Annotated in this window: 21 protein-coding genes and 1 other RNA gene; 11 read left to right on the top strand and 11 right to left on the bottom strand. The window is 41.0% G+C overall.

All coding sequences use genetic code 11. The features are described from left to right. Positions 1-5: 5 nt before the first annotated feature. The 3 genes from NLF99_RS01725 to NLF99_RS01715 all read left to right on the top strand — a co-directional run bounded on the left by NLF99_RS01725 (position 6) and on the right by NLF99_RS01715 (position 3,961). Positions 6-1,499, top strand: coding sequence for a glycoside hydrolase family 30 beta sandwich domain-containing protein (locus NLF99_RS01725; protein ID WP_185215902.1), 1,494 nt, complete (start codon positions 6-8; stop codon positions 1,497-1,499). After that, positions 1,496-2,824: a DUF5125 domain-containing protein gene (locus tag NLF99_RS01720; protein WP_254526531.1), complete on the top strand. Its 1,329-nt coding sequence runs from the start codon at positions 1,496-1,498 to the stop codon at positions 2,822-2,824. The genes NLF99_RS01725 and NLF99_RS01720 overlap by 4 nt, the downstream gene beginning before the upstream one ends. A 102-nt stretch (positions 2,825-2,926) precedes the next feature. After that, on the top strand, positions 2,927-3,961 hold the full coding sequence (locus NLF99_RS01715) for an isoaspartyl peptidase/L-asparaginase family protein (protein WP_254526530.1): 1,035 nt from the start codon (positions 2,927-2,929) through the stop codon (positions 3,959-3,961). A gap of 16 nt (positions 3,962-3,977) precedes the next feature. On the opposite strand, the gene mtgA is transcribed toward NLF99_RS01715, so the two are convergent. Then, on the bottom strand, positions 3,978-4,721 hold the full coding sequence (mtgA, locus tag NLF99_RS01710; protein ID WP_254526529.1) for a monofunctional biosynthetic peptidoglycan transglycosylase: 744 nt from the start codon (positions 4,719-4,721) through the stop codon (positions 3,978-3,980). Positions 4,722-4,860: 139 nt separating this feature from the next. Here mtgA and mutS point away from each other — a divergent pair, with 139 nt between their 5' ends. Further along, a complete protein-coding gene (gene mutS / locus NLF99_RS01705; protein ID WP_254526528.1) occupies positions 4,861-7,467 on the top strand; it encodes a DNA mismatch repair protein MutS in 2,607 nt (868 codons plus the stop codon). Positions 7,468-7,483: 16 nt separating this feature from the next. Here mutS and NLF99_RS01700 read toward each other — a convergent pair whose 3' ends face one another. Beyond that, a complete protein-coding gene (locus NLF99_RS01700; protein WP_185211290.1) occupies positions 7,484-7,879 on the bottom strand; it encodes a hypothetical protein in 396 nt (131 codons plus the stop codon). A 124-nt stretch (positions 7,880-8,003) separates the two neighbouring features. Between NLF99_RS01700 and NLF99_RS01695 the strand changes: the two genes are divergently transcribed. Together NLF99_RS01695 and NLF99_RS01690 are read left to right on the top strand one after the other, a co-directional pair. Beyond that, positions 8,004-8,708 (top strand): tRNA1(Val) (adenine(37)-N6)-methyltransferase, encoded by a 705-nt coding sequence (locus NLF99_RS01695; RefSeq protein WP_254526527.1) that lies wholly within the window; start codon positions 8,004-8,006, stop codon positions 8,706-8,708. Between the two features lies 1 nt (position 8,709). After that, complete coding sequence (locus NLF99_RS01690; protein WP_254526526.1) at positions 8,710-9,207, top strand: metallophosphoesterase; 498 nt, start codon at positions 8,710-8,712, stop codon at positions 9,205-9,207. Here NLF99_RS01690 and NLF99_RS01685 read toward each other — a convergent pair. Further along, on the bottom strand, positions 9,202-9,537 hold the full coding sequence (locus tag NLF99_RS01685) for a MerR family transcriptional regulator (protein ID WP_093100690.1): 336 nt from the start codon (positions 9,535-9,537) through the stop codon (positions 9,202-9,204). The two genes, NLF99_RS01690 and NLF99_RS01685, sit on opposite strands and share 6 nt — an antisense overlap. 106 nt (positions 9,538-9,643) lie before the next feature. Between NLF99_RS01685 and NLF99_RS01680 the strand changes: the two genes are divergently transcribed. Next, positions 9,644-9,994, top strand: coding sequence for a hypothetical protein (locus tag NLF99_RS01680; protein WP_237219421.1), 351 nt, complete (start codon positions 9,644-9,646; stop codon positions 9,992-9,994). An 81-nt stretch (positions 9,995-10,075) separates the two neighbouring features. On the opposite strand, the gene NLF99_RS01675 is transcribed toward NLF99_RS01680, so the two are convergent. The 6 genes from NLF99_RS01675 to dprA form a co-directional block, all read right to left on the bottom strand. After that, a complete protein-coding gene (locus tag NLF99_RS01675) occupies positions 10,076-11,476 on the bottom strand; it encodes a sialate O-acetylesterase (RefSeq protein WP_254526525.1) in 1,401 nt (466 codons plus the stop codon). Between the two features lie 303 nt (positions 11,477-11,779). Further along, on the bottom strand, positions 11,780-12,622 hold the full coding sequence (gene accD, locus NLF99_RS01670) for an acetyl-CoA carboxylase, carboxyltransferase subunit beta (RefSeq protein WP_094255578.1): 843 nt from the start codon (positions 12,620-12,622) through the stop codon (positions 11,780-11,782). A 100-nt stretch (positions 12,623-12,722) separates the two neighbouring features. After that, positions 12,723-12,820, bottom strand: an RNA gene (ffs, locus tag NLF99_RS01665) — signal recognition particle sRNA small type. An 81-nt stretch (positions 12,821-12,901) separates the two neighbouring features. Further along, on the bottom strand, positions 12,902-13,129 hold the full coding sequence (locus NLF99_RS01660; RefSeq protein ID WP_254526524.1) for a DUF6814 family protein: 228 nt from the start codon (positions 13,127-13,129) through the stop codon (positions 12,902-12,904). 1 nt (position 13,130) lies between these two features. Beyond that, a complete protein-coding gene (locus tag NLF99_RS01655) occupies positions 13,131-14,627 on the bottom strand; it encodes an MFS transporter (RefSeq protein WP_185211285.1) in 1,497 nt (498 codons plus the stop codon). A 15-nt stretch (positions 14,628-14,642) separates the two neighbouring features. Beyond that, positions 14,643-15,740, bottom strand: coding sequence for a DNA-processing protein DprA (gene dprA, locus NLF99_RS01650; RefSeq protein WP_254526523.1), 1,098 nt, complete (start codon positions 15,738-15,740; stop codon positions 14,643-14,645). A 93-nt stretch (positions 15,741-15,833) separates the two neighbouring features. Here dprA and NLF99_RS01645 point away from each other — a divergent pair, with 93 nt between their 5' ends. Next, positions 15,834-16,070: a hypothetical protein gene (locus NLF99_RS01645; RefSeq protein WP_254526522.1), complete on the top strand. Its 237-nt coding sequence runs from the start codon at positions 15,834-15,836 to the stop codon at positions 16,068-16,070. A gap of 377 nt (positions 16,071-16,447) precedes the next feature. On the opposite strand, the gene rsmG is transcribed toward NLF99_RS01645, so the two are convergent. Both rsmG and NLF99_RS01635 read right to left on the bottom strand, forming a co-directional pair. Next, positions 16,448-17,083 carry a 16S rRNA (guanine(527)-N(7))-methyltransferase RsmG gene (gene rsmG / locus NLF99_RS01640; RefSeq protein ID WP_254526521.1) on the bottom strand — a complete coding sequence of 212 codons (636 nt, stop codon included), beginning with the start codon at positions 17,081-17,083 and terminating at the stop codon, positions 16,448-16,450. 21 nt (positions 17,084-17,104) lie between these two features. Further along, positions 17,105-18,247, bottom strand: a complete 1,143-nt coding sequence (locus NLF99_RS01635; protein ID WP_254526520.1) for a glycosyltransferase — start codon at positions 18,245-18,247, stop codon at positions 17,105-17,107. A 127-nt stretch (positions 18,248-18,374) separates the two neighbouring features. Here NLF99_RS01635 and tgt point away from each other — a divergent pair, with 127 nt between their 5' ends. From tgt to NLF99_RS01620, 3 genes are read left to right on the top strand one after another with little or no spacing between them, the layout of a single operon-like run. Further along, positions 18,375-19,505 carry a tRNA guanosine(34) transglycosylase Tgt gene (tgt, locus tag NLF99_RS01630; RefSeq protein ID WP_254526519.1) on the top strand — a complete coding sequence of 377 codons (1,131 nt, stop codon included), beginning with the start codon at positions 18,375-18,377 and terminating at the stop codon, positions 19,503-19,505. 15 nt (positions 19,506-19,520) lie between these two features. Beyond that, on the top strand, positions 19,521-20,606 hold the full coding sequence (locus NLF99_RS01625; protein WP_093100532.1) for an LptF/LptG family permease: 1,086 nt from the start codon (positions 19,521-19,523) through the stop codon (positions 20,604-20,606). Positions 20,607-20,618: 12 nt separating this feature from the next. Further along, the gene (locus NLF99_RS01620) at positions 20,619-21,497 is read left to right on the top strand and encodes a DMT family transporter (RefSeq protein WP_185211278.1); all 879 of its coding nucleotides are present in this window, start codon (positions 20,619-20,621) and stop codon (positions 21,495-21,497) included. Positions 21,498-21,584: the final 87 nt, after the last annotated feature.

The following is a 21,584-nucleotide window of genomic DNA, read 5'->3' as shown; positions in this document are numbered from 1 at the left end:
AAACTATGAATAATTTAAAGAAATATATATTTGTTGCAAGCTTGTTCTCCTCGATTTTTACGGCTTGTGGAAATGACACGAATATCAATGGCGGAGACCCAGTTCCTGTAGACCCTACATCAGGAGATGTATTAATCTATACAACAACCGGATCACTAAGCCATGATTTCAAAAAATCCTATGTGGACTTTAGCAAGACCAGTAACATGGGGACTAAGACCATTAAGATCGATGAAAGCAAAACATTCCAAACCATGGATGGATTTGGTTCTGCTATCACCGGTTCTGCAGCCTTCAACTTGTTGAAAATGGCACCAGAGGACCGTACGAAATTCCTAAAAGAAACATTCTCTCCAACAGAAGGAATGGGGCAAAGCTATATCCGTATCGCTATTGGCTGTTCTGATTTCTCATTGGATGAATATACCTTGGCCGATAAACCAGGAATTGAAAACTTCGCACTTCAATCGGAAGAATTGGAATATGTGATTCCAGTTTTAAAAGAGATTATCGCCATCAATCCAGAAATCAAGATCATGGGCTCGCCATGGACTCCTCCAAAATGGATGAAAGTGAATAACTTGACGGAATTGAAACCCTACGATTCTTGGACAGGGGGGCACTTGAACCCTAAATACTACCAAGACTATGCAACCTATTTTGTAAAGTGGATCCAAGCCATGAAAGAACATGGAGTTAATATTTACTCCATTACAACACAAAATGAGCCATTGAACGATAAGAACTCGGCTTCATTGGTCATGTTTTGGAATGAGCAACAAGCATTTGTTAAAAATGCGCTTGGTCCTAAGATGAAAGCAGCTGGATTAACAACCAAAATCTACGCATTCGACCATAACTATAACTATGATAATATGCCAGAACAACAGGATTATCCAATCAAGATTTTTGAAGATCCTGCTGCAGCTGCTTATTTCGCTGGTTCTGCTTACCATAACTATGGTGGTGACAAGGCCGAGTTATTGGATATCCACGCCAAAGCACCGAACAAAGATTTGATCTTTACCGAAACTTCCATTGGAACTTGGAATGACGGCCATGCTCTAGGAAAAAGATTGTTGGAGGATATGCGTGAAGTAGCCTTAGGAACAGTAAACAACTGGAGCAAAGGGGTGATCGTATGGAATTTAATGTTGGATTCGGAAAGAGGACCTAACCGTGAAGGTGGTTGCCAAACTTGTTATGGTGCCGTTGATATCAGCAAAGCCGATTACAAGACCATTCGCAGAAACTCACATTACTACATCATCGGACATATGTCAGCCGTGGTAAAACCAGGTGCAGTACGCATTGGTTCTGAAGGTTATACAGATGCTGGATTGTCATATGCTGCTTTCAAAAACACCGATGGTAGCTATGCTTTTGTAATTGCAAATGCAAATGGAAGCAATTCTAGAATTGTTATTGAGGATGGGAAAAATCATTTCAGTTATGATGTTCCTGCAGGTTCTGTTGTTTCTTATTCTTGGAAAAAATGAAAAAATTAATCAATTATTTAGCCTTTTCACTTCTTTTGAGCTTGATGTTCTCTTGTAAAGAAGATGAATTAATCGTGCCTTATGGCGCTGGGGAGCCTGCCATTGAAATAGTTAAAAGTCCAACTGCTTCTTTGTTTGGCGATAGTTTGCAATATACCGTGAATGTTTCGGATAAAAGCGTAGACCTTTCTACCTTGAAAGTACAATTGTTGTTCAGTGATGAAGTCGTTTCGGAACAGACCATACGTACAAAAGAAGCTGGATCGTACTCTGGGAAATTATATGTTCCTTACTTAAAGAACATTCCAAATGGTTCTGCCTTATTGAAATTTACTCTTCAAAATGTGCAGATGGTGAGTAAAACGGAAGAAAAAGTCCTGAATATCACGAGACCAGATTTTCCTTATTTAAACTTAGTAGCTGAAGGAAAGACCTATCGCATGAACAAGGTTGGGCCTAACCAGTACGAGGTTTCTGATGAATTTAAGATGAAAGCTCCGGCTTATATCGAAGCGCCTAAAGTAGGTGAGTTCGGAAATAAGATTCAATTTGGATGGGAGAATAAAGCGATCCTGCAAGGGGTAAATACGCCAATTCCTTTTTCTAATGCTTTCGATGGAGTTTATAAGATCAGTTTCAATACCTTGACTTATGCGGCTTCACCTTTCCTTCGTTATGCAATCAATGATACAGATATGTCCATGGTTGAAGATGAAATCTTCTCGGTTGACCTAACGATCAATAAAGATGAAGAATTGACCTTTGAAGGAATGCCAGCGGGATGGTGGGTCGATAAGGACTATATCCGTCAAGATGGTGATAAGTACTACTTCAATGCCATGTCTGGAAAATACCGCTTCATTGCCGATCTAGGAAAAAAATATATTAAGGTAGAAGCTATGAACGGAAATGATCTAGCAAGATTGAATGCCGATGGTACCGGAGCTATCTGGATTATTGGTGAAGGTATCGGTAAACCAACTGTTGCTGACAATCAGGTAGGTTGGGATCCAGGAAAGGCCATCTGTGTGACACCAATTGGAGGTAAGAAATACCAAGTGACAGTAGTGGCTGGACAATCCATCAATACCGATAATATCAACTTCAAATTCTTCCATGAAAAAGGATGGAACGGTGAATTCAAGAATACAGACTTGACAACCTCTAGTGACATCATTTTGATTGGAGATGGAACAAATGGCCGTGACCCAGGCAATTTAGGTCTTCAGGCTGGTAAAAAACTGGAAGCAGGTGCAACTTATGTATTCGTAGTTGATCTGTCTGAAGGAAATAACAAAGCAAAACTTAGTGTGACAAAACAATAAAACAACTAACAGTTTAGATTGATTAGGGGTGGATGAAGGCGTTTCCACCCCTTTTGTTTTTTAGGTATTTATTGCGTTCTTTGTTTAAAACTGAATCTAATTATGAAAAAAAGTGTAACCTACTTATTAATCTTAATGTGTGTAACGATGAATTTAACGCCTTCTTCTGCACAGAGCAATTCAAAACCAAAGTATGTTTTAGCCATTCATGGAGGTGCAGGTACGATACTAAAAAAGAACATGACGGACTCCCTGGAGAAAGCCTATATTGAGAAACTGACCGAATCCCTTCAGGCTGGTTATGAACAGATCAAACAGGGAAAATCTAGCTTAGACGCCATCGAAGCAGCTATCCATATCATGGAAGATTCACCACTTTTCAATGCTGGCAAAGGTGCCGTGTTCACAAATCAAGGAAAAAATGAACTGGATGCCGCCATTATGGACGGATCTAATCTAAAGGCTGGTGCTGTAGCCGGTGTTACCAATATCAAGAATCCTATCAGTGCAGCGAGAGCTGTCATGGATAGATCGGAACATGTCATGATGATTGGTAAAGGCGCAGAGGAATTTGCGCAGCATAATGGTATCCAAATCGTTGACCCTTCCTATTTCTGGACCAAGCAACGTTGGGATGGACTGCAAAGGGCATTGGAAAGAGATAAAGATCGTGCTGAACTGGACCATGACGATAAAAAGGCTTTCTTGCCTCCATATAAAGATGAAAAATTTGGAACTGTGGGCTGTGTGGCCTTGGATAAACATGGTAACCTTGCGGCAGGAACTTCCACTGGGGGTATGACCAATAAAAAATTCGGTAGGGTGGGTGATGCGCCAATTATTGGTGCCGGAACCTATGCCAACAATGCTACGGTAGCTATTTCTTGTACAGGATGGGGCGAGTTTTTTATCCGTTCAGTTGCTGCATTCAATGTGTCTGCAAAAATGCATTATGCCAAAATGGATGTAGCCAAAGCTTCGCAGGAAGTTATCGATGAAATAGGGAAATTAGGTGGCGATGGTGGATTGATTGCAATCGACAAAAATGGAGAAGTCGCTATGCCATTCAATACCGAAGGCATGTACCGCGGAACGGTTACTGCAGACGGGAAAATCCAAGTGGAAATCTATAAATAAGGAATAAATTTTAGCATTACTCCGGTATGCTATAGTAATTCATATACCTCACGATGCTATTAGCTCTTCTATTAATATAATTAGAAGGTCTTCTAGCATCCCACTTTTGTGGACTTGGCAAGATGGCAATGATCAATGCAGCCTCTTTCTTGGTCAGGCTTTTTGCCGACTTATGAAAGTAATACTGGGCTGCCCCTTCAGCTCCATAAACTCCCTGTCCGGTTTCTATCACGTTCAGGTATACTTCCAAGATCCTTTTCTTACTCCAAAAGACCTCAATCAGTACCGTAAAGTAAGTTTCTAAACCCTTGCGGAGCCATGAACGTCCAGGCCATAGGAATACGTTTTTAGCTGTTTGTTGGCTTATGGTGCTTCCGCCCCTTAATCTTTTTCCTTCTTTGTTTTTCTCAAAGGCTTCTTTGATCGCTTGGGTATCAAAACCATTGTGCGTCATGAAATGAGCATCTTCACCAGCTAATGCAGCTCGCTTCAGGTTGTTTGAGATGTCCTCATAATCCAACCATTTGCGTTCCAGTTTCCAATCCTTACCATCTGCTTTCCGCTCAAAACCTCTTTTTAACATCAAATAGGTAATGGGAGGATTCGTAAAACGTAGGGCAATGACCCAAATTATGGTCAATACCAAAAAGGCAATCACTCCCCTGATTACCCAAGGAAGGACCTTGGTCTTCAGTGTGCTCCCAAAGGATGTCTTGGTTTGCTTTTTCCTGTTCTTGCTGGTAGAACGTTTGATTGCCATTACTTTGAAATTTTATGCAAACATAAGATGTATTTTTTAATTATTATGTCATTTCACTAATGCTTTTTGGATGTAGGCATTGTTTTGCAAATCGCCACAATTCTGCTATTTTTACATCTTATACAAAAAAAGAATAACCTTGGCAAAAGCAAAGAAACAAACCCCTTTAATGCAGCAATATAATACCATCAAGGCCAAATACCCCGGTGCCTTATTGCTGTTTAGAGTTGGGGATTTTTATGAGACGTTTGGAGAAGATGCTGTTAAAGCAGCCAAGATTTTAGGTATCGTATTGACAAAGAGAGGAAATGGCTCTGAATCTGAGACCGCTTTAGCCGGTTTTCCCCACCATTCCCTGGAGACCTATCTGCCTAAATTGGTACGAGCTGGACAACGGGTAGCGATCTGTGATCAATTGGAAGATCCAAAACAAACCAAAACCATCGTAAAAAGAGGAGTAACTGAACTTGTTACACCTGGTGTTTCATACAATGAAAATATAGTCCAACAGAAATCTAATAATTACCTGGCTTCTGTATTCATGGATAAACAGGCGGTAGGGGTCTCCTTTCTGGATATTTCAACCGGTGAATTCTTGGTCGCCCAAGGTTCCGTGGGATATATCGACAAGCTTTTGCAAGGCTTTAAACCTACTGAAATCATCCTTCCAAAAAAACAATATAAGGAGTTCGTGGAACAGTTTGGTTCCAACTATTATACCTATACCTTGGATGAATGGCCATATACCGGTGATTATGCCACCGAAAACCTCCTGAAGCATTTCGAAGTCAATTCCATGAAAGGATTTGGTATCGACCGTATGCCTATCGGGATAGTTGCAGCTGGAGTGGCATTGCATTACCTCAATGAAACCGAACATCGAAACCTGCAGCATATTTCCAATATCTCCAGGATCGAAGAAGATCGATATATGTGGTTGGACCGTTTTACGATCCGTAACCTGGAACTGATCAGTTCAGCCAATGAAAATGCAACTACGCTTTCAGACGTGCTTGATGAAACTTCATCGCCAATGGGCGCCAGATTGTTGAAAAGATGGATCGTTATGCCACTGAAGGATGAAAAATCCATTAATGAGAGACTTCAGGTCGTTCAGGATTTTTATCAAGATAGAAACCTAAGAGACCAGTTGGTCCAAGAGATCAAACAAGTTGGCGATTTAGAAAGATTGATTTCTAAGATTGGACTGCAAAAAGCGAATCCCCGTGAAATCATCCAACTCAAAAGGGCCCTTTACGCTGTTGAGAAACTAAAAGAGCTTTGTCAAGAACAGGAATCGGAATCTTTAAAAGTTATTGCTGAACAGCTCAATCCTTGCCTGATCATTCGGGATAAAATCGAACAGACCGTTCAAGCTGAACCACCTGTTGCCTTGAACAAAGGGAACGTTATTGCTGATGGAGTGGACCCTGATTTAGATAAATTGAGAAAGGTAGCCTTTGGTGGTAAGGATTATCTCTTGGAAATTCAGAGACGTGAATCTGAAGCTACAGGTATTCCATCCCTGAAAATTGCATTTAATAATGTATTTGGCTATTACCTGGAAGTTACCAATACCCATAAGGATAAGGTACCTGCAGGTTGGATCCGTAAACAGACCCTGGTCAATGCTGAACGCTATATTACCGAGGAACTGAAGGAATATGAGGAGCAGATCTTAGGCGCCGAGGAAAAAATTCAAGCCATTGAGAACCGTATTTATGCAGAGCTTATGCTCGCTATTGCGGAATATATCAAACCGATTCAATTAAATGCCCAATTGCTTGCAAAATTGGACGTGCTCTTGAATTTTGCCATCATTGCGGAAAAGAATTTCTATGTAAGACCTGATGTCAATGTTGGAAAGAACATCGATATCAAAGGAGGAAGACATCCCGTTATTGAAAAGAATCTACCAATAGGGCAGGACTACATTACCAATGATACCTTTTTGGATCCCGAAGGTCAGCAGATCATTATCATTACAGGGCCAAACATGGCCGGTAAGTCGGCTTTACTGAGACAGACTGGATTAATTGTGCTGATGGCGCAGATCGGTTCCTTTGTGCCTGCTAAAGAGGCATCTATTGGTATCGTGGATAAGATATTCACCCGTGTTGGAGCATCGGATAACCTTAGCTCTGGAGAATCTACCTTTATGGTGGAAATGAACGAGACGGCAAGTATCATGAACAACCTGTCTGACCGTAGTTTGATCCTGTTAGATGAAATTGGCCGTGGTACCAGTACCTATGATGGTATCTCCATTGCATGGGCCATTGCGGAATATCTGCACAACCATCCTTCCTGCCGGGCAAAAACTTTATTTGCCACCCATTACCATGAATTGAATGAATTGAGTACTTCCATGTCTCGGATCAAGAACTTTAATGTGAGTGTGAAGGAAGTCAATAATAAAGTGATTTTCCTTAGAAAGCTGGTTCCAGGTGGCTCTGAACATAGTTTCGGTATACATGTGGCTAAATTAGCAGGTATGCCTCCAAAACTGATCGGACGTGCTGGGGAGATCCTTAAACGCCTGGAACAGGAAAGGACCGGCGGAGAAAAGATCAAGGATAGTATGCGTAAGATCCAAAAACAGGCTTATCAACTTCAGATGTTTGCCATTGATGATCCTGTGCTAGAAAAGATTCGGGATATGCTGAATAATTTGGATGTGAATACCCTCACTCCGGTAGAGGCATTGATGAAACTGGACGAAATCCAGCGTTTATTGAAGAACTAAAAAATATGCTGGTAGTTTAGTACCTACCAGCATCATATATATCATAGGAGATGTCATTTGGATCATACCCTAATCGAGGGTCGACCCGAATGATCATCGTTCCACGGAACGATTCACCGGCATATAAGGTACCAATGGGTGCCTCATTGAAAAAAGGTGCCCCATTATGTCCAACCAAGGAGAATTCTAAATAATAATCACCATCCTGTCCTTGGTAATAATCAATGTTGGAAAGATTAGTTACCGCATACTCGACACGGTAGGTATCTGGACTCACCTTATAGACATCAAAAACATCTACAGCAAAGTCTTCAGGATAAAAATAAGATCCCCCGATGTATTCTTTTGAACAGGCTGAAAATAGTCCTACGACCATGATCAAGGCTACGATTTTAAGTAATTTTGCTTTCATATGCTTGTCTGTCTTTAGGGAAATAGACTATAGGGATTCCATTTAGATTAATCCCAGCATACAAATATTTTAGTAAAGGTTCTTTTTTAGCTCAAAAACAAGCATTTAAAATTACCTTTGTCCTATGGGGAATATCTTCCAATTCAAGCAATTTTCAGTTAATCAAGAACACTGCGCCATGCGGATCAATACCGATGGGGTGTTGTTGGGGGCCTTCGCTGAACATACGCAGGCCGATTCCATCCTAGATATTGGAACGGGTACAGGGGTAATAGCACTCATGCTGGCCCAAAAATATCCGAAAGCTAAAATTTGGGCTGTGGAAATCGATAAACAAGCCTCCCAAAGGGCATTGGAAAACTTTCAAGCTTCGCCCTTTCAGGATCGTCTTTCCATTGTGCATTCTGATATCTTCCATTGGAAGACAGAACTTGAATTTGACCTGATTGTCTCTAATCCTCCTTTTTATATCAATTCGTTGCACAACCCTGATCAAAGGAAGAAAGTGGCCAAACATACCGATGTGGAATTCTTTAAGGGTCTGTTCAATTTTGCAGGCTCAAAGCTTTCAGTCCATGGAAAATTGCAGATCGTGGTGCCTACGGAACTCTTAGATTTTATGGTAACTGAAGCTAAAGGGAATCAACTATTTCTGGACCAACAGACCAATATGCAATCCTTTGTTGATTCAGAGCCCTTTCGCTGCATACTGAGTTTCCAAAGACAAGAAATCAAACCTGAGCTGCAGACTTTTGTTATCTATCAGGAGAGATCCCAATATTCAGATGCCTATAAACAGATCTTACAACCTTATTTTTTAGCTTTTTAATATGAAAATCGGACTTCTTTCGGATACCCACGGATACCTAGATGATGCGGTCTTAAAACATTTTGAAAAATGTGATGAAATCTGGCATGCCGGTGATTTTGGCTCCATGGAGGTCATCGAGAAATTGGAAGCCTTTAAGCCTCTTCGGGGAGTTTATGGAAATATCGATGATAAAGATATCCGTTTGAAATTCCCTGAACACCTCAGGTTCCATTGTGAACAGGTCGATGTTTGGATGACCCATATTGGTGGCTACCCAGGAAAATATAGCCCACTGGTCAAACCTGAAATCTTGAACAATCCCCCGAAGCTGTTTATTACAGGGCATTCCCATATCCTGAAGGTACAGTTTGATCCGAAGCTACAGTTGCTCCACCTCAATCCCGGTGCTGCCGGTAAACAAGGTTGGCATCAGATAAGGACCGCAATGCGTTTTGAAATTAATGGAGATAAAATTGAAAATTTGGAAGTTATAGAATTAGGAAGCAGAGCCTTATAGACTATCCCTCACTTCAATTAAAAAGCTTTTTAACCCCTCCAAAGATTCAATGATCCTTTGGTTCTCCCTTGCTTCGTTCTTGTTGCTTCTTAAGAATTCACGCGCTCCTTGTAGGGTATAACCCTTGTCCTTAACCAAATTGAAGATGATCTTGAGGTTCGCAATATCATTCTGGGTGAATAGACGATTCCCTTTTTTGTTTTTCTTAGGTTGTAGAATATCGAATTCACGCTCATAAAAACGGATTTGAGATGCATTTACACCGAACATCTCAGTGACTTCTCCCATGGTATAATACAGCTTGTTTATTTCTCGTTCTTTGTACGGCATGAACTTTTAATTTTAGTGTATTAACAAATATACAATCTAAGTTTGAAAATCAAAAAAACCATGATTGATATAAAGTTAAAGGCGATTTCGTAATTTTAAACTTTAGATGAAAGGTAAAGTAATTGTAAGTAAGTTTTGGACCAAGTTCTTTTCCATGGGAAAAGCGCAAGCTATTACCATATTTCCTTTTATCTTCCTCAAACATTCTTCTGATCGCGACAACAGGATTCTGATCAATCATGAACGAATCCACGTTCTGCAAGCCTTGGAGTTGCTCATTTTCCCGTTTTATTTACTCTATCTTTTGGAATTCAGCCTGCGAATGCTACAATACCGCAACTTTACTAGGGCCTACCTGAATATCTCCTTTGAGCGGGAAGCTTATGAAAATGAACATAACCTGAATTACCTCAAATCTAGAAAGCTTTTTAGCTTCTGGAAATATGTAACAAGGTAATTGGAGATTTATTATAGAGGGCGTATGTACTACGCCCCCAACTTTTCAACTGCTTTCATTATGGCCATGATGCATGGAACATTACCATTGATCTGTTCGAAACGGGGATACCGGTAATCCATTGGAATTATACAGATTTGGCATAGCGATCTCCGTGAATCCAAAACGTACCGCTACTGGATTTTTGACCTCTGCAGATTCTACAATCAGCTTGTCGCCCTTAATCTTGCCTTTGGCCGCTTTGAACTGCTTGTCTGCTCCTGCAATAAATAAGTCAGTAATTTCACCTTTTGAAGTTAATTTCCCCTCTAGGTTACTAAAGCTAATTTCAATGCTGTTGCCTTTTATTTCCTGCGATTTAAAGATTGGTGATTTATAATCTTTCAGGGGTTTATGGTAAACCTCTGCAAGTGCTAGATCTGCCAACCGTTTGGCAACTGCCTTTTTCTGGATAGGATGGATGTCCTTAATATTGTCGACAAGGTCTGTAATCACGACCATGCCGGTGTTGGGCAATTCAGTTGCGGTCTTGGTCTGCTGTTCTCTTAGATAGGCTGCGAGAGGCTCTTTATTGTTATATTGGAAGGGTGCAATCTGAACGAAGTAAAAAGGAAAATCATCGTTCCAAGCCGATCTCCATGAATTGATCATGGTTTTCATCAGTTTATCATATCCATCCCAAGTTCCTACATTGCTCTCGCCTTGGTACCAGAATGCAGCCGTGATATTATAGCCTGCAAAGGGATGTACCATGGCATTCCAAAGAACCCCACTGTTGTGCGGTCGCCAATCATTTGCGCTTTGTTGCTTAGCTCGCTGCAAGAGGAAAGGATCGTTATCGATTAAATAACTCGGTGTCCATACTTCTGCGGCCGTGCCACCCCAACTGGAGTTGATCACTCCAATAGGAACCTGCTCCTGGGAATTGATCTCTTTTGCAATAAAATAACCAATGGCTGAAAAAGGTTGTAAGGACTCTGCACTTAGGGTTGCCCATTTATTGGAAATCTGATCTTGAGGGGTCAAGGCGCCGTTCCTGCTGATATGTAATAACCTGATGTTCGGATTATTGGCAGTTGGCATCTCATCGATGATCTCTTTGAGGTTCTGTGCCGCTCCCCATTCCATATTAGATTGTCCTGAACACAAGAAGACATCTCCTAATAGAATATCTTTCAAGGTGATGCTCTCTTGGTTGGCCATAATCTTGATCTCATAGGGTCCTCCAGCTTTTCCTGCTGGCAAGGTGGTTTTCCATTGCCCATCACCATTCGTCTTTGCTTTTACGGTATCTTGAAACCATGTTCCAACAATACGGATTTCCGAACTGGCAGGCGCCAATCCCCAGAAATTGATATCGGTTCCACGCTGCAAAACCATATGGTCCGAAAAGAAATTTGGTACCCGAAGCTGGGCGAGTACATTTTGCTGAAAAGCGAATACGGCCAACAGGGAAAGTAAAAAGAGATTTTTTAAGTTCATGTGATTTTTTTAGGTTTATTGTTATCTAAATTTAACAAAAAAATCTAAATCTTTTTTCTGTTTAGCCTTGCTGGACAATTCGTTTTCAAAAATAGGGCAGGTTTTCCGGTTGATGATTTGACCTCATTCGAGGCATATTCGGAAATTTCGAATTGGCTGGAGTTTTTTGGCAAGGTTTCTCGAATATGTCTCGAATGATTCTCGAAGCAGACTCCAAAATGGAAGGGTCAAGTAAGGGAGAAGATTAGGGATAAAAAAAAGCGAGCCATGTCTAGCTCGCTTTCCAATATGTTTAGAGTAACTCTACTTTACCATTTTAAGGAAAGTGGATACTTTTTCTTTTAATTGTCTTCTGTCGACGATGAAGTCTAGGAAACCATGTTCCAGAACGAATTCTGAAGTTTGGAAACCTTTAGGAAGGTCTTTTTTGATGGTTTCTTTGATGACACGAGGTCCAGCGAAACCGATCAATGCACCTGGTTCAGCGATATTGATGTCACCTAACATGGCATAAGATGCTGTTACCCCACCAGTGGTTGGATCAGTCAATAAACAGATGTAAGGTAATTTAGCTTGAGCTAAAAGGGCTAGTTTTGCTGAGGTCTTAGCCATTTGCATCAAGGAGAATGCGGCTTCCATCATACGGGCACCACCAGATTTAGAGATCAACATAAAAGGTAATTTATGCTCGATACAGTAATCGATGGATCTAGAGATTTTTTCTCCAACTACAGAACCCATTGACCCCCCAATAAAGGAGAAATCCATACAAGCTACAACAAGGTCTTGCCCGTTAACTTTACCAACGGCAGATCTCAAGGCATCGTTCAGACCCGTTTTCGCTTGACTATCCAATAATCTGTCTTTGTAAGGTTTAGTGTCCACAAAGTTTAATGGGTCACCCGCTTTCAGGTTCGGAAATAATTCAGTGAATTCGTTGTTGTCGAATAATATGGAGAAATAGGCAGTTGATCCAATGCGGATGTGGTAATCACAGTAATGGCAAACATACTTGTTTTCAACTTGTTCCACATTCAAAAGAGGTTTTTTACAGTTAGGACATTTGTTCCACATCCCATCAGGTGCCTCTTTTTTGTTTTCTGTTGCAGTATGTATACCTGCTTTGTTTCTTTTAAACCAACTCATAGACTCATGTTAATTCGGTTTACAAATAAACGAAAAATATCTAATATGTGTATTTAGAAAACGAAATGAAGGAAATAAAGGAGAGTTTAGGCCAATAAAAAATGGGTAAGCTCCCTCTATCGCACCGCTCAACCAAATACCCTTGCTTTGTTCCCAACCTGGGGGAGTCAATGGGAGCTGGTCGTAGAGGACTTACCCACGGCAAAATTAACAAAAAATTAATCTTTTCGAAAAGAAAATCGCATTTAGGACGTATCAGGCTGAGATTCAACCTGAAAATTACATTTTTTCCTTCTGATATTCGCCCCTCAGAGCGAAATATCCAAAGACTCCAAGGCCAATCGAGATGATCGGCGTGAGGATAAACAGAATAATAATCCCAAATACAACGTCTTCTTGCTTTCCGGAAATAATTTTTGGCAAGCCAAATTTGGCAATGCAGAAATATGCCGCAAGTAGCGCTAAAGCTATCCAAAGGATCCCTAATATTTTTTTAATGCTCTCCATATCAATTCAAATCTTTTGCAACCATGTTTTTGTTGATGTATAGGGCGCCTATGACAAAACAGACCGCCGAAATAATGATGGGGTACCATAAGCCCTCCAAGTAAAAAGTCGGATCGGCCGCTGTTTTGGCGTTCGTGGCCAAATAAGTGGAAACGGCCGGCAATAGTCCGCCGAAGATTCCATTTCCGATATGGTACGGTAGGGACATGGAGGTGTACCTGATTTTTACAGGGAAGATTTCGACCAAGAATGCCGCAATAGGACCATAAACCAAGGTGATATAGATGATCTGTATAAAGATTAATGCAATCAGTTTAACATAATTGGATCCAGCTAAAAAGACTGTAGTCTTGCTGGTACCCTTGACTGTATCGGTGTTTTCGATGCTGTGTGATCCATCATCGTAATATCGGGTCAGCGCTTTGATCTCATGCTCATTATCTGCACTCACAGGAATAATGGTTTCCGTTCTTTTATCAACCAATTCCTGTTTGTTTTGACTGTTTGTAATCTGGTACATGGCTTGGTAAATTGGCCTATAGGTCAGTACCGCCAATAACATACCGGTGAGCATGACCCATTTTCGACCGACCTTATCCGAAAGCCTGCCAAAGACCACAAAGAATGGGGTGCCAAAGAGCAGGGCAATCCCTAAAATAATATCAGCCTGATCGGAATCGAGGAACATGACCGTTTTCATAAAGCTCATGGAATAGAACTGTCCGGTGTACCACACCACACCTTGGCCCATTGCTGCGCCAAATAGAGCCAATAGGACAAACTTTAGATTGTACTTATTTCCAAAACTTTCTTTCAGTGGATTAGTGGAGGTCTTCCCTTCGGCTTTTGCTTTCTTGAATTCCGGGGACTCATCCATGTTCTTACGGATCAGGTATGATACATAGACCATAAGGATGGAAAGAAGAAAAGGAACGCGCCAGCCCCAATGGTCGAATTGGGCTTCGGTCAGAACAAGTTTAGTCAGTAAGATGACCACTAAGGAAATGAACAGCCCAAAGGTAGCCGTCGTTTGTATCCAGGAGGTCCAATATCCACGCTCTCCATTCGGAGCATGCTCGGCCACATAGGTAGCAGCCCCTCCGTATTCACCTCCTAAGGCAAGCCCTTGAAGGAGTCTCAGGATCAAGACAATCAATGGAGCCAGAAAACCAATGCTTTCATAGCTGGGGATACAGCCAATGAGGAAGGTCGCTCCTCCCATAAGCATCAGGGTGACCATGAAGGTATATTTCCTTCCGATCAGGTCGCCCAATCTTCCAAAGAATAGTGCGCCGAAAGGACGGACCACAAAGCCAGCGGCAAAGGTGGCCAAGGTTGACAGGAAGGCTGCGGTTGGGTTGTCCGAGGGGAAGAATTTAGTGGAAATAACAATGGAAAGACTTCCGAAAATAAAGAAGTCATACCATTCGATCAGTGTCCCTAAGGAGGAGGCACCAATCACTTTCCAAATTCCTTTTTTACTTGCTTGTTCTTGCATAAAAGAAGATTAGGTTTAAGGTAGTTTATAACGTTTTCCTGGTAAGGTCTGAATGATTCCATTCATTTCCATCTCCAGGAGGATCATAGCTAGTTTGCTCTGCGGAAATTCGCAGTAAGCGGCAATATCATCAATATGAGACTCTTTGCAGTCTTTAAGATAGTCAAAAACTCGTTGTTCTTGTTTAGTTAATTCAAAAATTAACGGGAGCTGTACATTTTTTTTGTTCTTGCTTTCGGGTTCATCCCATTGCATCAGGTTGAGCAGGTCCTTGGCATTTCGGATCAGGTGCGCTTTATGGGATCGGATGAGTTCATTGCAGCCTGCCGAATAGTAGAGGTCGACCGAGCCTGGAAAGGCACATACATCCCGATTATAGCTATTGGCGATATCCGCGGTGATCAGTGCGCCTCCTTTATTGGCCGCCTCCATGACGACTGTCACATCGGATAGGCCTGCAACAATACGGTTCCGCATCGGGAAGTGTGTCTTTTCAGCAGTGGTTCCAGAAGGGTACTCGCTTAAGAGGCAACCATGCCTGCTGATCTCTTCGGCTATTTCACGGTGTTCAAAAGGGTATATTCTATCCAGACCATGTGCCAGGACAGCGGCAGTCTCCAAGCCTTCGTGCATTGCAGACCGATGGGCCATAATATCGATGCCGTATGCCAAGCCACTAACCACCAAGACTCCTAATTCCTTAAGATCATGGACCAGTTCTTCGGTTAACCTTCTGCCATAGGAGGTCGCATTTCTGGTGCCTACGATACTGATGGATTTAGCATGGTTCAGGTTGCAATTGCCCTTTTGGAAGAGGATCAACGGAGTATCTTCACAATGCTTGAGCCGAGCGGGATAGTTCTCATCTTCAAACCATAGGAGCTGTATATCGTTCTCTTCCATAAATTGATATTCTTCCTCAGCTTCTTTCAGATAGGCTTTGGAAATCAATTGTTCGATTGCGACTTTTTGTAAGCCAGGAATAAGTTTAAGTTCTTTTTGGGGGCATTTGAATATTTCTTCCAAGCTTCCACAGTAGGCGAGTAACAAACGGCTTGTTTTCGGGCCTATACCTTTGATCTTGGTTAAGGCAATTTTTTCTATTGCATTCATTTTGGTTAGCTTAGAATTAAAGATAGGGATTCGATACACCTTATGCAATATCTATAAAGTATAATTGATTACCTTTGCTGAAAAAGAAATACCATGGAAATGCAAGAACCTTTTGATATCGAAGTTGGAGGCGTAACCTATTCCGTTTTTCCGGATGAGGAGGATACCTATACTGTTTTTAAGGATGGGAAGGAATATGTACAGATCATAAAAGATACTGAAACCACTTGGTTGAAACTGAATCCAGAGAGTGGCTTGCCCTTGTTTGGGATGGATGAGGAGATTAATTTGATCGGGGCTGAGATCAATAAGAACGTGGAAGAGAAGTAGGGTTGTTGAAGGGCAACATCTTTGCTTCTATGTGAGCAATAGACATAATATCATTAATCAATAGGTAATATGGACAAGAAAATCTTTACAATTGAATGCCCGAAAAAGGAACGAAACTATTCAAACAGCTTCTGAAGAAGCTAAATGGAAAAATAGTTTCTCAAAGCAGTATAACCAGCAAAGAGACCCTAGAAGCTATGAAGGAATTGCAGGAGGGAAAAGGGGTTAGTTTTTCTAGCGTTTCTAAGATTTTTAAAAGTATCTTTATAAAAAAAGCAACCAATTTGTGGTTGCTTTTTTTATAACATTAAAAATCTTCTCCCCCTGTGCCTATTTCAATTCGCCTTTTTATTAAGTAGCTGAAAGTAAACAGTCAATTACATCGGGATATACATCACATACTTGGTATCAAAGAAATCTTCTTTGAAATAAGATGATATAGGGTGTAGTTCAGCTTTTACTCTGGCTTCTTTGATTTCTTCTTTCAGATCACCACCTTTCAGATAAAGGATGCCATTAGGAATACCATTTTTATCTTGTTTTTCAATTTTGTTTCTTACCCATGGAATAAAGTCGCCTAAACGGGTAACTGCTCTGGATACCACAAAATCATATTTATAGTCCAATTGCTCGGCACGGATATGGTCTGCTTCGACATTCGTAAGGCCTAAACCTTCTGCTACTTCGCGAACTACCTTGATCTTTTTGCCGATAGAGTCCACCAAATGGAATTTAACCTCTGGAAATAGGATCGCTAATGGGATTCCAGGAAAACCACCTCCGGTACCTACATCTAGAACTCTTGTATTAGGTGCAAATTCACCCACAAACTTTCCTATTGCCAAGGAATGCAGCACATGTTTCAGGTACAGGCTTTCGATATCCTTTCTGGAGATCACATTGATCTGGTCATTCCATAAGGGATATAGTTCTTCCAATTTGGCAAATTGTTCTTTCTGGGTTTCCGTCAGTTTCGGGAAGTAGTTATAGATAATGTCGACAGTAGGGTTCACGATGTAATAAATTAAGGGTTTTTATTTCCAAGAGACCTGCTTTTTGGAACGATTGAACAATCCATTGAAGCAGATGTAAAAATAATAATATAGATCTAATATCGGCAACCAGATTAAGAGGTCGCTGACGGCTAGTTTTTTGTAGATTGGGTTGAAGATCAAGAGTTGGCAGATCAGTCGGATCAGGTAAGCACCCAAAGCCAAATACCAATAGGATGGTCCATTTGCGACACAAACGATTATCATCAGATAAAACAGCAGGGCGCTGATCAATTGCGTGCCCAACATGCGTTTATGGCGACCTTTATATAAGGTCGAAGCTCCCGAATGTCTAGCTTTTTGTTTGTAATAGCTTTTCCAGGTCCGTTTAGGATCAGAATAAACAAAGGCATCGGGATGGATATTGATCTCAACATTGTGTTTGTCGGCATTTGCATTCACAAAAAGATCATCATCCCCTGATTTGATATGCATATGCTCGGTAAATCCTTTGTTCTTAAAAAACAGCTCCTTTGTATAAGCAAGATTTCTCCCTACGCCCATATATGCATTTCCTTTTAAAGCATACGACAAATAGCTCATAGCGGTATGGCTCGTTTCAAAGCGAATTAGTCGATTCAAAAAGCCTGGAAATTTGAAGTATGGCGAGTAGCCCAGCACAATCTCCTTGTTTTCTTGGAAGGACCCAGCCATTTCACGCAACCAATTGCTACTAGTAGGTTGACAATCGGCATCCGTCATCAGGAGGTAAGGGTATTGGGCTCCCTTGATCCCCATCGTTAGGGCGAACTTCTTGCTGTGCTTTAATTGGATATGCTCCTTGATCTCAACGATCTTGAGGTGGGTATATTGCTCTGCAAATTCCTTTAAAACCCATTTGGTATCATCTTCTGAGCAATCATTGACGACGATGACTTCAAAATTTTGATAATCTTGCTCTAAAATAGCTGGAAGATAAGTCCTTAAATTTTCTTGTTCGTTATGTGCGCAGATGATAACAGAAACTTGCTTATCGGCTGCATTTTCTTGCTTGGGTTTGATCTTGTAGAAAGCCAATTTTCCATATACAAACAGAATATAGTTGAGTTGGATTATCAACAAAAGCGCCAAGACTCCATAAGGAATAAGCGATAGATCGAGATCGATATAGAATATTAAACCCATAAAATTAGGTTCAAAGATACAGGTTATCGCCCAAATTTCTGTTAATTGTTAAGAAATGCGAATTAAAGGGCTGATATGCCATTCGCTAAGAATTTTATAGTATTTTTGCGGTCGATTAAGGATTACTATGAATTTTACGCTTCAAGCACAAGATAAATTTTCAAAAGGAAGGGCCGGAGAGATTGAAACTGCTCACGGAAAGATACAGACACCTATTTTTATGCCAGTTGGTACTGCCGGAACGGTAAAGGCGGTGCATCAACATGAATTGGTAAATGATATTCAAGCACAGATCATCTTAGGGAATACCTATCACCTGTACCTAAGACCAGGATTGGATGTGTTGAATAAGGCCGGAGGTCTGCATAAATTTATCAATTGGGACCGTCCGATCTTAACCGATTCGGGAGGTTACCAAGTATATTCCTTGACTGAAGTAAGGAAGATCAAGGAAGAGGGGGTGACATTCAGGTCCCATATCGACGGTTCAAAACATTTGTTTACTCCAGAGAACGTGATGGATACACAGCGTATCATCGGTGCCGATATTATTATGGCATTTGATGAGTGTACACCTTATCCTTGTGATTACCGCTATGCAAGAAGGTCCATGGAAATGACCCACCGTTGGTTAAAGCGTTGTTGTGATCGTTTTGATAGCACAGATCCTTTATACGGATACGATCAGACTTTGTTCCCGATCGTTCAAGGTTCGGTTTATAAAGATCTGCGTGAGAAATCGGCAGAGACCATTGCTTCATTCAATAGAGAGGGGAATGCAATCGGCGGACTTTCTGTAGGGGAGCCGGCTGAGGAGATGTATGCGATGACTGAGGTAGTGACCAATATCTTGCCGCATGATAAGCCAAGATATTTGATGGGTGTAGGTACTCCAGTGAACCTTTTGGAAAATATAGCGTTAGGTATCGATATGTTTGACTGTGTGATGCCGACCAGGAATGCGAGAAACGGAATGCTCTTTACCCAAAATGGTATCATCAATATCAAGAATGAAAAGTGGAAGGATGATTTCAGCCCTATCGAAGCGGAATCAGACTTGATGGTAGATCAGATCCATACAAAAGCTTATTTGAGACATTTGATCAGGTCGCAAGAAATTTTAGGAGCACAAATCGCTTCATTACATAATTTACATTTTTATCTTTGGTTAGTTAATCAAGCAAGGGAAAAGATCATTGATGGAACGTTTTATGATTGGAAAAATAAAATGGTTCCAGTATTAGGTCAAAGACTATAATTCGAAAGAAAGCGCATGTTTAAGATCATCGATCGATATATCATGAAAAAGTACTTGTCTACTTTTGTTTTCACAGTGGCGATCTTCTGTGTCGTGATTGTGATATTTGATATTTCGGAGAAGATCGATGATTTCAATAAATATGGGGCAACCATGACGCAGGTATTTTTTGAATACTATGCATTGGGAAGTTTGCCTTTCTTTATCAACATGCTTACTCCGCTGTTCAACTTTATTGCCGTAATTTTCTTTACTTCCAAGATGGCCGATCAGACAGAGATTGTGCCGATCCTAAGTGGTGGGATGAGCTTTAATAGGTTGCTGAGGCCATACATGATCTGTGCAGCTTTGATATTTGGAATGACTTTGTTGTCCAATGTCTACATTATCCCTTTTACCAATAAGGTGAAGGTGAATTTTGAAAACGTCTATGTCAAGCCCAATAAGGTGAGTACAACCTCTTCTTCCATACATATGCAGGTGGATTCAAACACCTATGTATATATGGGCTCTTTTGATACGAAATCCAAGGTAGGATATAATTTTAGTTTGGAGAAGTTTGACGGGGACAAGATGTTGGAAAAGTTGATGGCAGAGCGCGTGACTTGGGATTCCGTGGCAGGGAAGTGGAGTCTGCACACCTATACCACGAGAGAAATCAAGGGATTGAAGGAGGAGATGCTGAGTGGTGAGAAAAAGGATACAACCTTGGATATGCGCCCGCAGGATTTCGAATCCTATGAGGACGTGTTTACCACGATGGACCAGCATGAGCTCAATGAACGTATCAGTAAGGAGGAAGTTCGTGGGACCGGGATGATGAACGAATTGCTGCTCGAAAAATATAAAAGAATCATAAATCCATTTTCGGCTTTTATCTTGACCTTGATCGGAGTTTCCCTATCATCCAAGAAAGTTCGTGGTGGTATTGGCTTGAGCTTAGGACTAGGTATCGGCTTGAGCTGTATATATATCGTGCTTGAACGATTTTCAAGTATGTTCTCCATCAAAGGAGGATTGGACCCTCTGATCTCTGTATTGATCCCCAATGTCATTTTCTTGATATTGAGTTTTTATCTGTTGAAAAAGGCTCCTAAATAAGCATAACAAACCATGTCACAGTTAACCATTAACCGCAATACACTGATATTGCACTTTACCGTATTAATTTGGGGTTTTACAGGTGTTCTGGGCGAATTGATTACCGTTTCTGCCCTACATTTGGTATGGTACAGGGTGTTGATTGCTGCGGTTTCGTTGGTGCTGTACTATCTTTTTACCAAGAGGTCCCTGTTGGTTCCCAAAGATCAGCTGTTGCAGTATCTGGGTGTGGGAGTCATCGTAGGTTTGCATTGGGTTCTGTTCTTTCATGCCATCAAGGTGTCTACCGTATCGGTTACTTTGGTTACCCTTTCTTCAGTGACCTTGTTTACAGCCATATTAGAGCCCATCATAAACCGGAAACGGATTTCCATTGCTGATGTGATCGTTGGATTGGTGATCATTTTCGGAATCTATCTGATCTTTAAATTTGAGTTCAAATATTTCTGGGGTATCGTTTATGGTTTGTCCTGTGCATTCTGTGCCAGTATATTTTCTATATTGAATGCCAGAATGGTAAAGAAAGGAAGTCCGACGACGATTACCTTATATGAGATGGTCGGTGCTTGGATCGGCGTTTCTTTGGTCATGCTGTTTACAGGGGATTTCGATGAACAGATGATTCTCAGTCAATCTGATCTATTGTATCTTTTGTTATTGGGAGTGGTTTGTACTGCAATCGCTTATGTGTTGGGGGTTGCGGTAATGCGTGAACTATCTGCCTTTACGGTTGCCCTGACGACAAATATGGAACCTGTTTATGGGATTATTTTAGCATTACTGATATTTGGACAGAAAGAAGCGATGAGTACAGGCTTCTATTTTGGTGCTGTTATTGTCTTGGCGGCTGTATTTGTATATCCTTATCTGAAGACAAAAATTAAGATTTAACCTTCCGTTGATTAAAGCTTTACAATAAAGTTACACTTGGTTGTTTATGCAAACGTTTGCTTATTTTATGCAAACGTTTTCGTTGTG

It is taken from the genome of Sphingobacterium sp. LZ11T8, from assembly GCF_024261425.1.
Classification (GTDB): Bacteria; Bacteroidota; Bacteroidia; order Sphingobacteriales; family Sphingobacteriaceae; genus Sphingobacterium.
Note: the sequence above shows the minus strand (reverse complement) of the source record. Positions and strands in the feature narration are given on the sequence as shown.

What these genes read in the sequence shown, in the direction of transcription:
- NLF99_RS01700 (WP_185211290.1), bottom strand. Translation starts at nt 7,879, where the DNA reads ATGAAAGCAAAATTACTTAAAATCGTAGCCTTGATCATGGTCGTAGGA.
- mtgA (WP_254526529.1), bottom strand. Translation starts at nt 4,721, where the DNA reads ATGGCAATCAAACGTTCTACCAGCAAGAACAGGAAAAAGCAAACCAAG.
- NLF99_RS01660 (WP_254526524.1), bottom strand. Translation starts at nt 13,129, where the DNA reads ATGGAGAGCATTAAAAAAATATTAGGGATCCTTTGGATAGCTTTAGCG.
- NLF99_RS01620 (WP_185211278.1), top strand. Translation starts at nt 20,619, where the DNA reads ATGTCACAGTTAACCATTAACCGCAATACACTGATATTGCACTTTACC.
- NLF99_RS01655 (WP_185211285.1), bottom strand. Translation starts at nt 14,627, where the DNA reads ATGCAAGAACAAGCAAGTAAAAAAGGAATTTGGAAAGTGATTGGTGCC.
- NLF99_RS01625 (WP_093100532.1), top strand. Translation starts at nt 19,521, where the DNA reads ATGTTTAAGATCATCGATCGATATATCATGAAAAAGTACTTGTCTACT.
- NLF99_RS01720 (WP_254526531.1), top strand. Translation starts at nt 1,496, where the DNA reads ATGAAAAAATTAATCAATTATTTAGCCTTTTCACTTCTTTTGAGCTTG.
- tgt (WP_254526519.1), top strand. Translation starts at nt 18,375, where the DNA reads ATGAATTTTACGCTTCAAGCACAAGATAAATTTTCAAAAGGAAGGGCC.
- accD (WP_094255578.1), bottom strand. Translation starts at nt 12,622, where the DNA reads ATGAGTTGGTTTAAAAGAAACAAAGCAGGTATACATACTGCAACAGAA.
- NLF99_RS01675 (WP_254526525.1), bottom strand. Translation starts at nt 11,476, where the DNA reads ATGAACTTAAAAAATCTCTTTTTACTTTCCCTGTTGGCCGTATTCGCT.
- NLF99_RS01685 (WP_093100690.1), bottom strand. Translation starts at nt 9,537, where the DNA reads ATGCCGTACAAAGAACGAGAAATAAACAAGCTGTATTATACCATGGGA.
- NLF99_RS01725 (WP_185215902.1), top strand. Translation starts at nt 6, where the DNA reads ATGAATAATTTAAAGAAATATATATTTGTTGCAAGCTTGTTCTCCTCG.
- NLF99_RS01690 (WP_254526526.1), top strand. Translation starts at nt 8,710, where the DNA reads ATGAAAATCGGACTTCTTTCGGATACCCACGGATACCTAGATGATGCG.
- NLF99_RS01680 (WP_237219421.1), top strand. Translation starts at nt 9,644, where the DNA reads ATGAAAGGTAAAGTAATTGTAAGTAAGTTTTGGACCAAGTTCTTTTCC.
- NLF99_RS01635 (WP_254526520.1), bottom strand. Translation starts at nt 18,247, where the DNA reads ATGGGTTTAATATTCTATATCGATCTCGATCTATCGCTTATTCCTTAT.
- NLF99_RS01645 (WP_254526522.1), top strand. Translation starts at nt 15,834, where the DNA reads ATGGAAATGCAAGAACCTTTTGATATCGAAGTTGGAGGCGTAACCTAT.
- dprA (WP_254526523.1), bottom strand. Translation starts at nt 15,740, where the DNA reads ATGAATGCAATAGAAAAAATTGCCTTAACCAAGATCAAAGGTATAGGC.
- NLF99_RS01715 (WP_254526530.1), top strand. Translation starts at nt 2,927, where the DNA reads ATGAAAAAAAGTGTAACCTACTTATTAATCTTAATGTGTGTAACGATG.
- NLF99_RS01695 (WP_254526527.1), top strand. Translation starts at nt 8,004, where the DNA reads ATGGGGAATATCTTCCAATTCAAGCAATTTTCAGTTAATCAAGAACAC.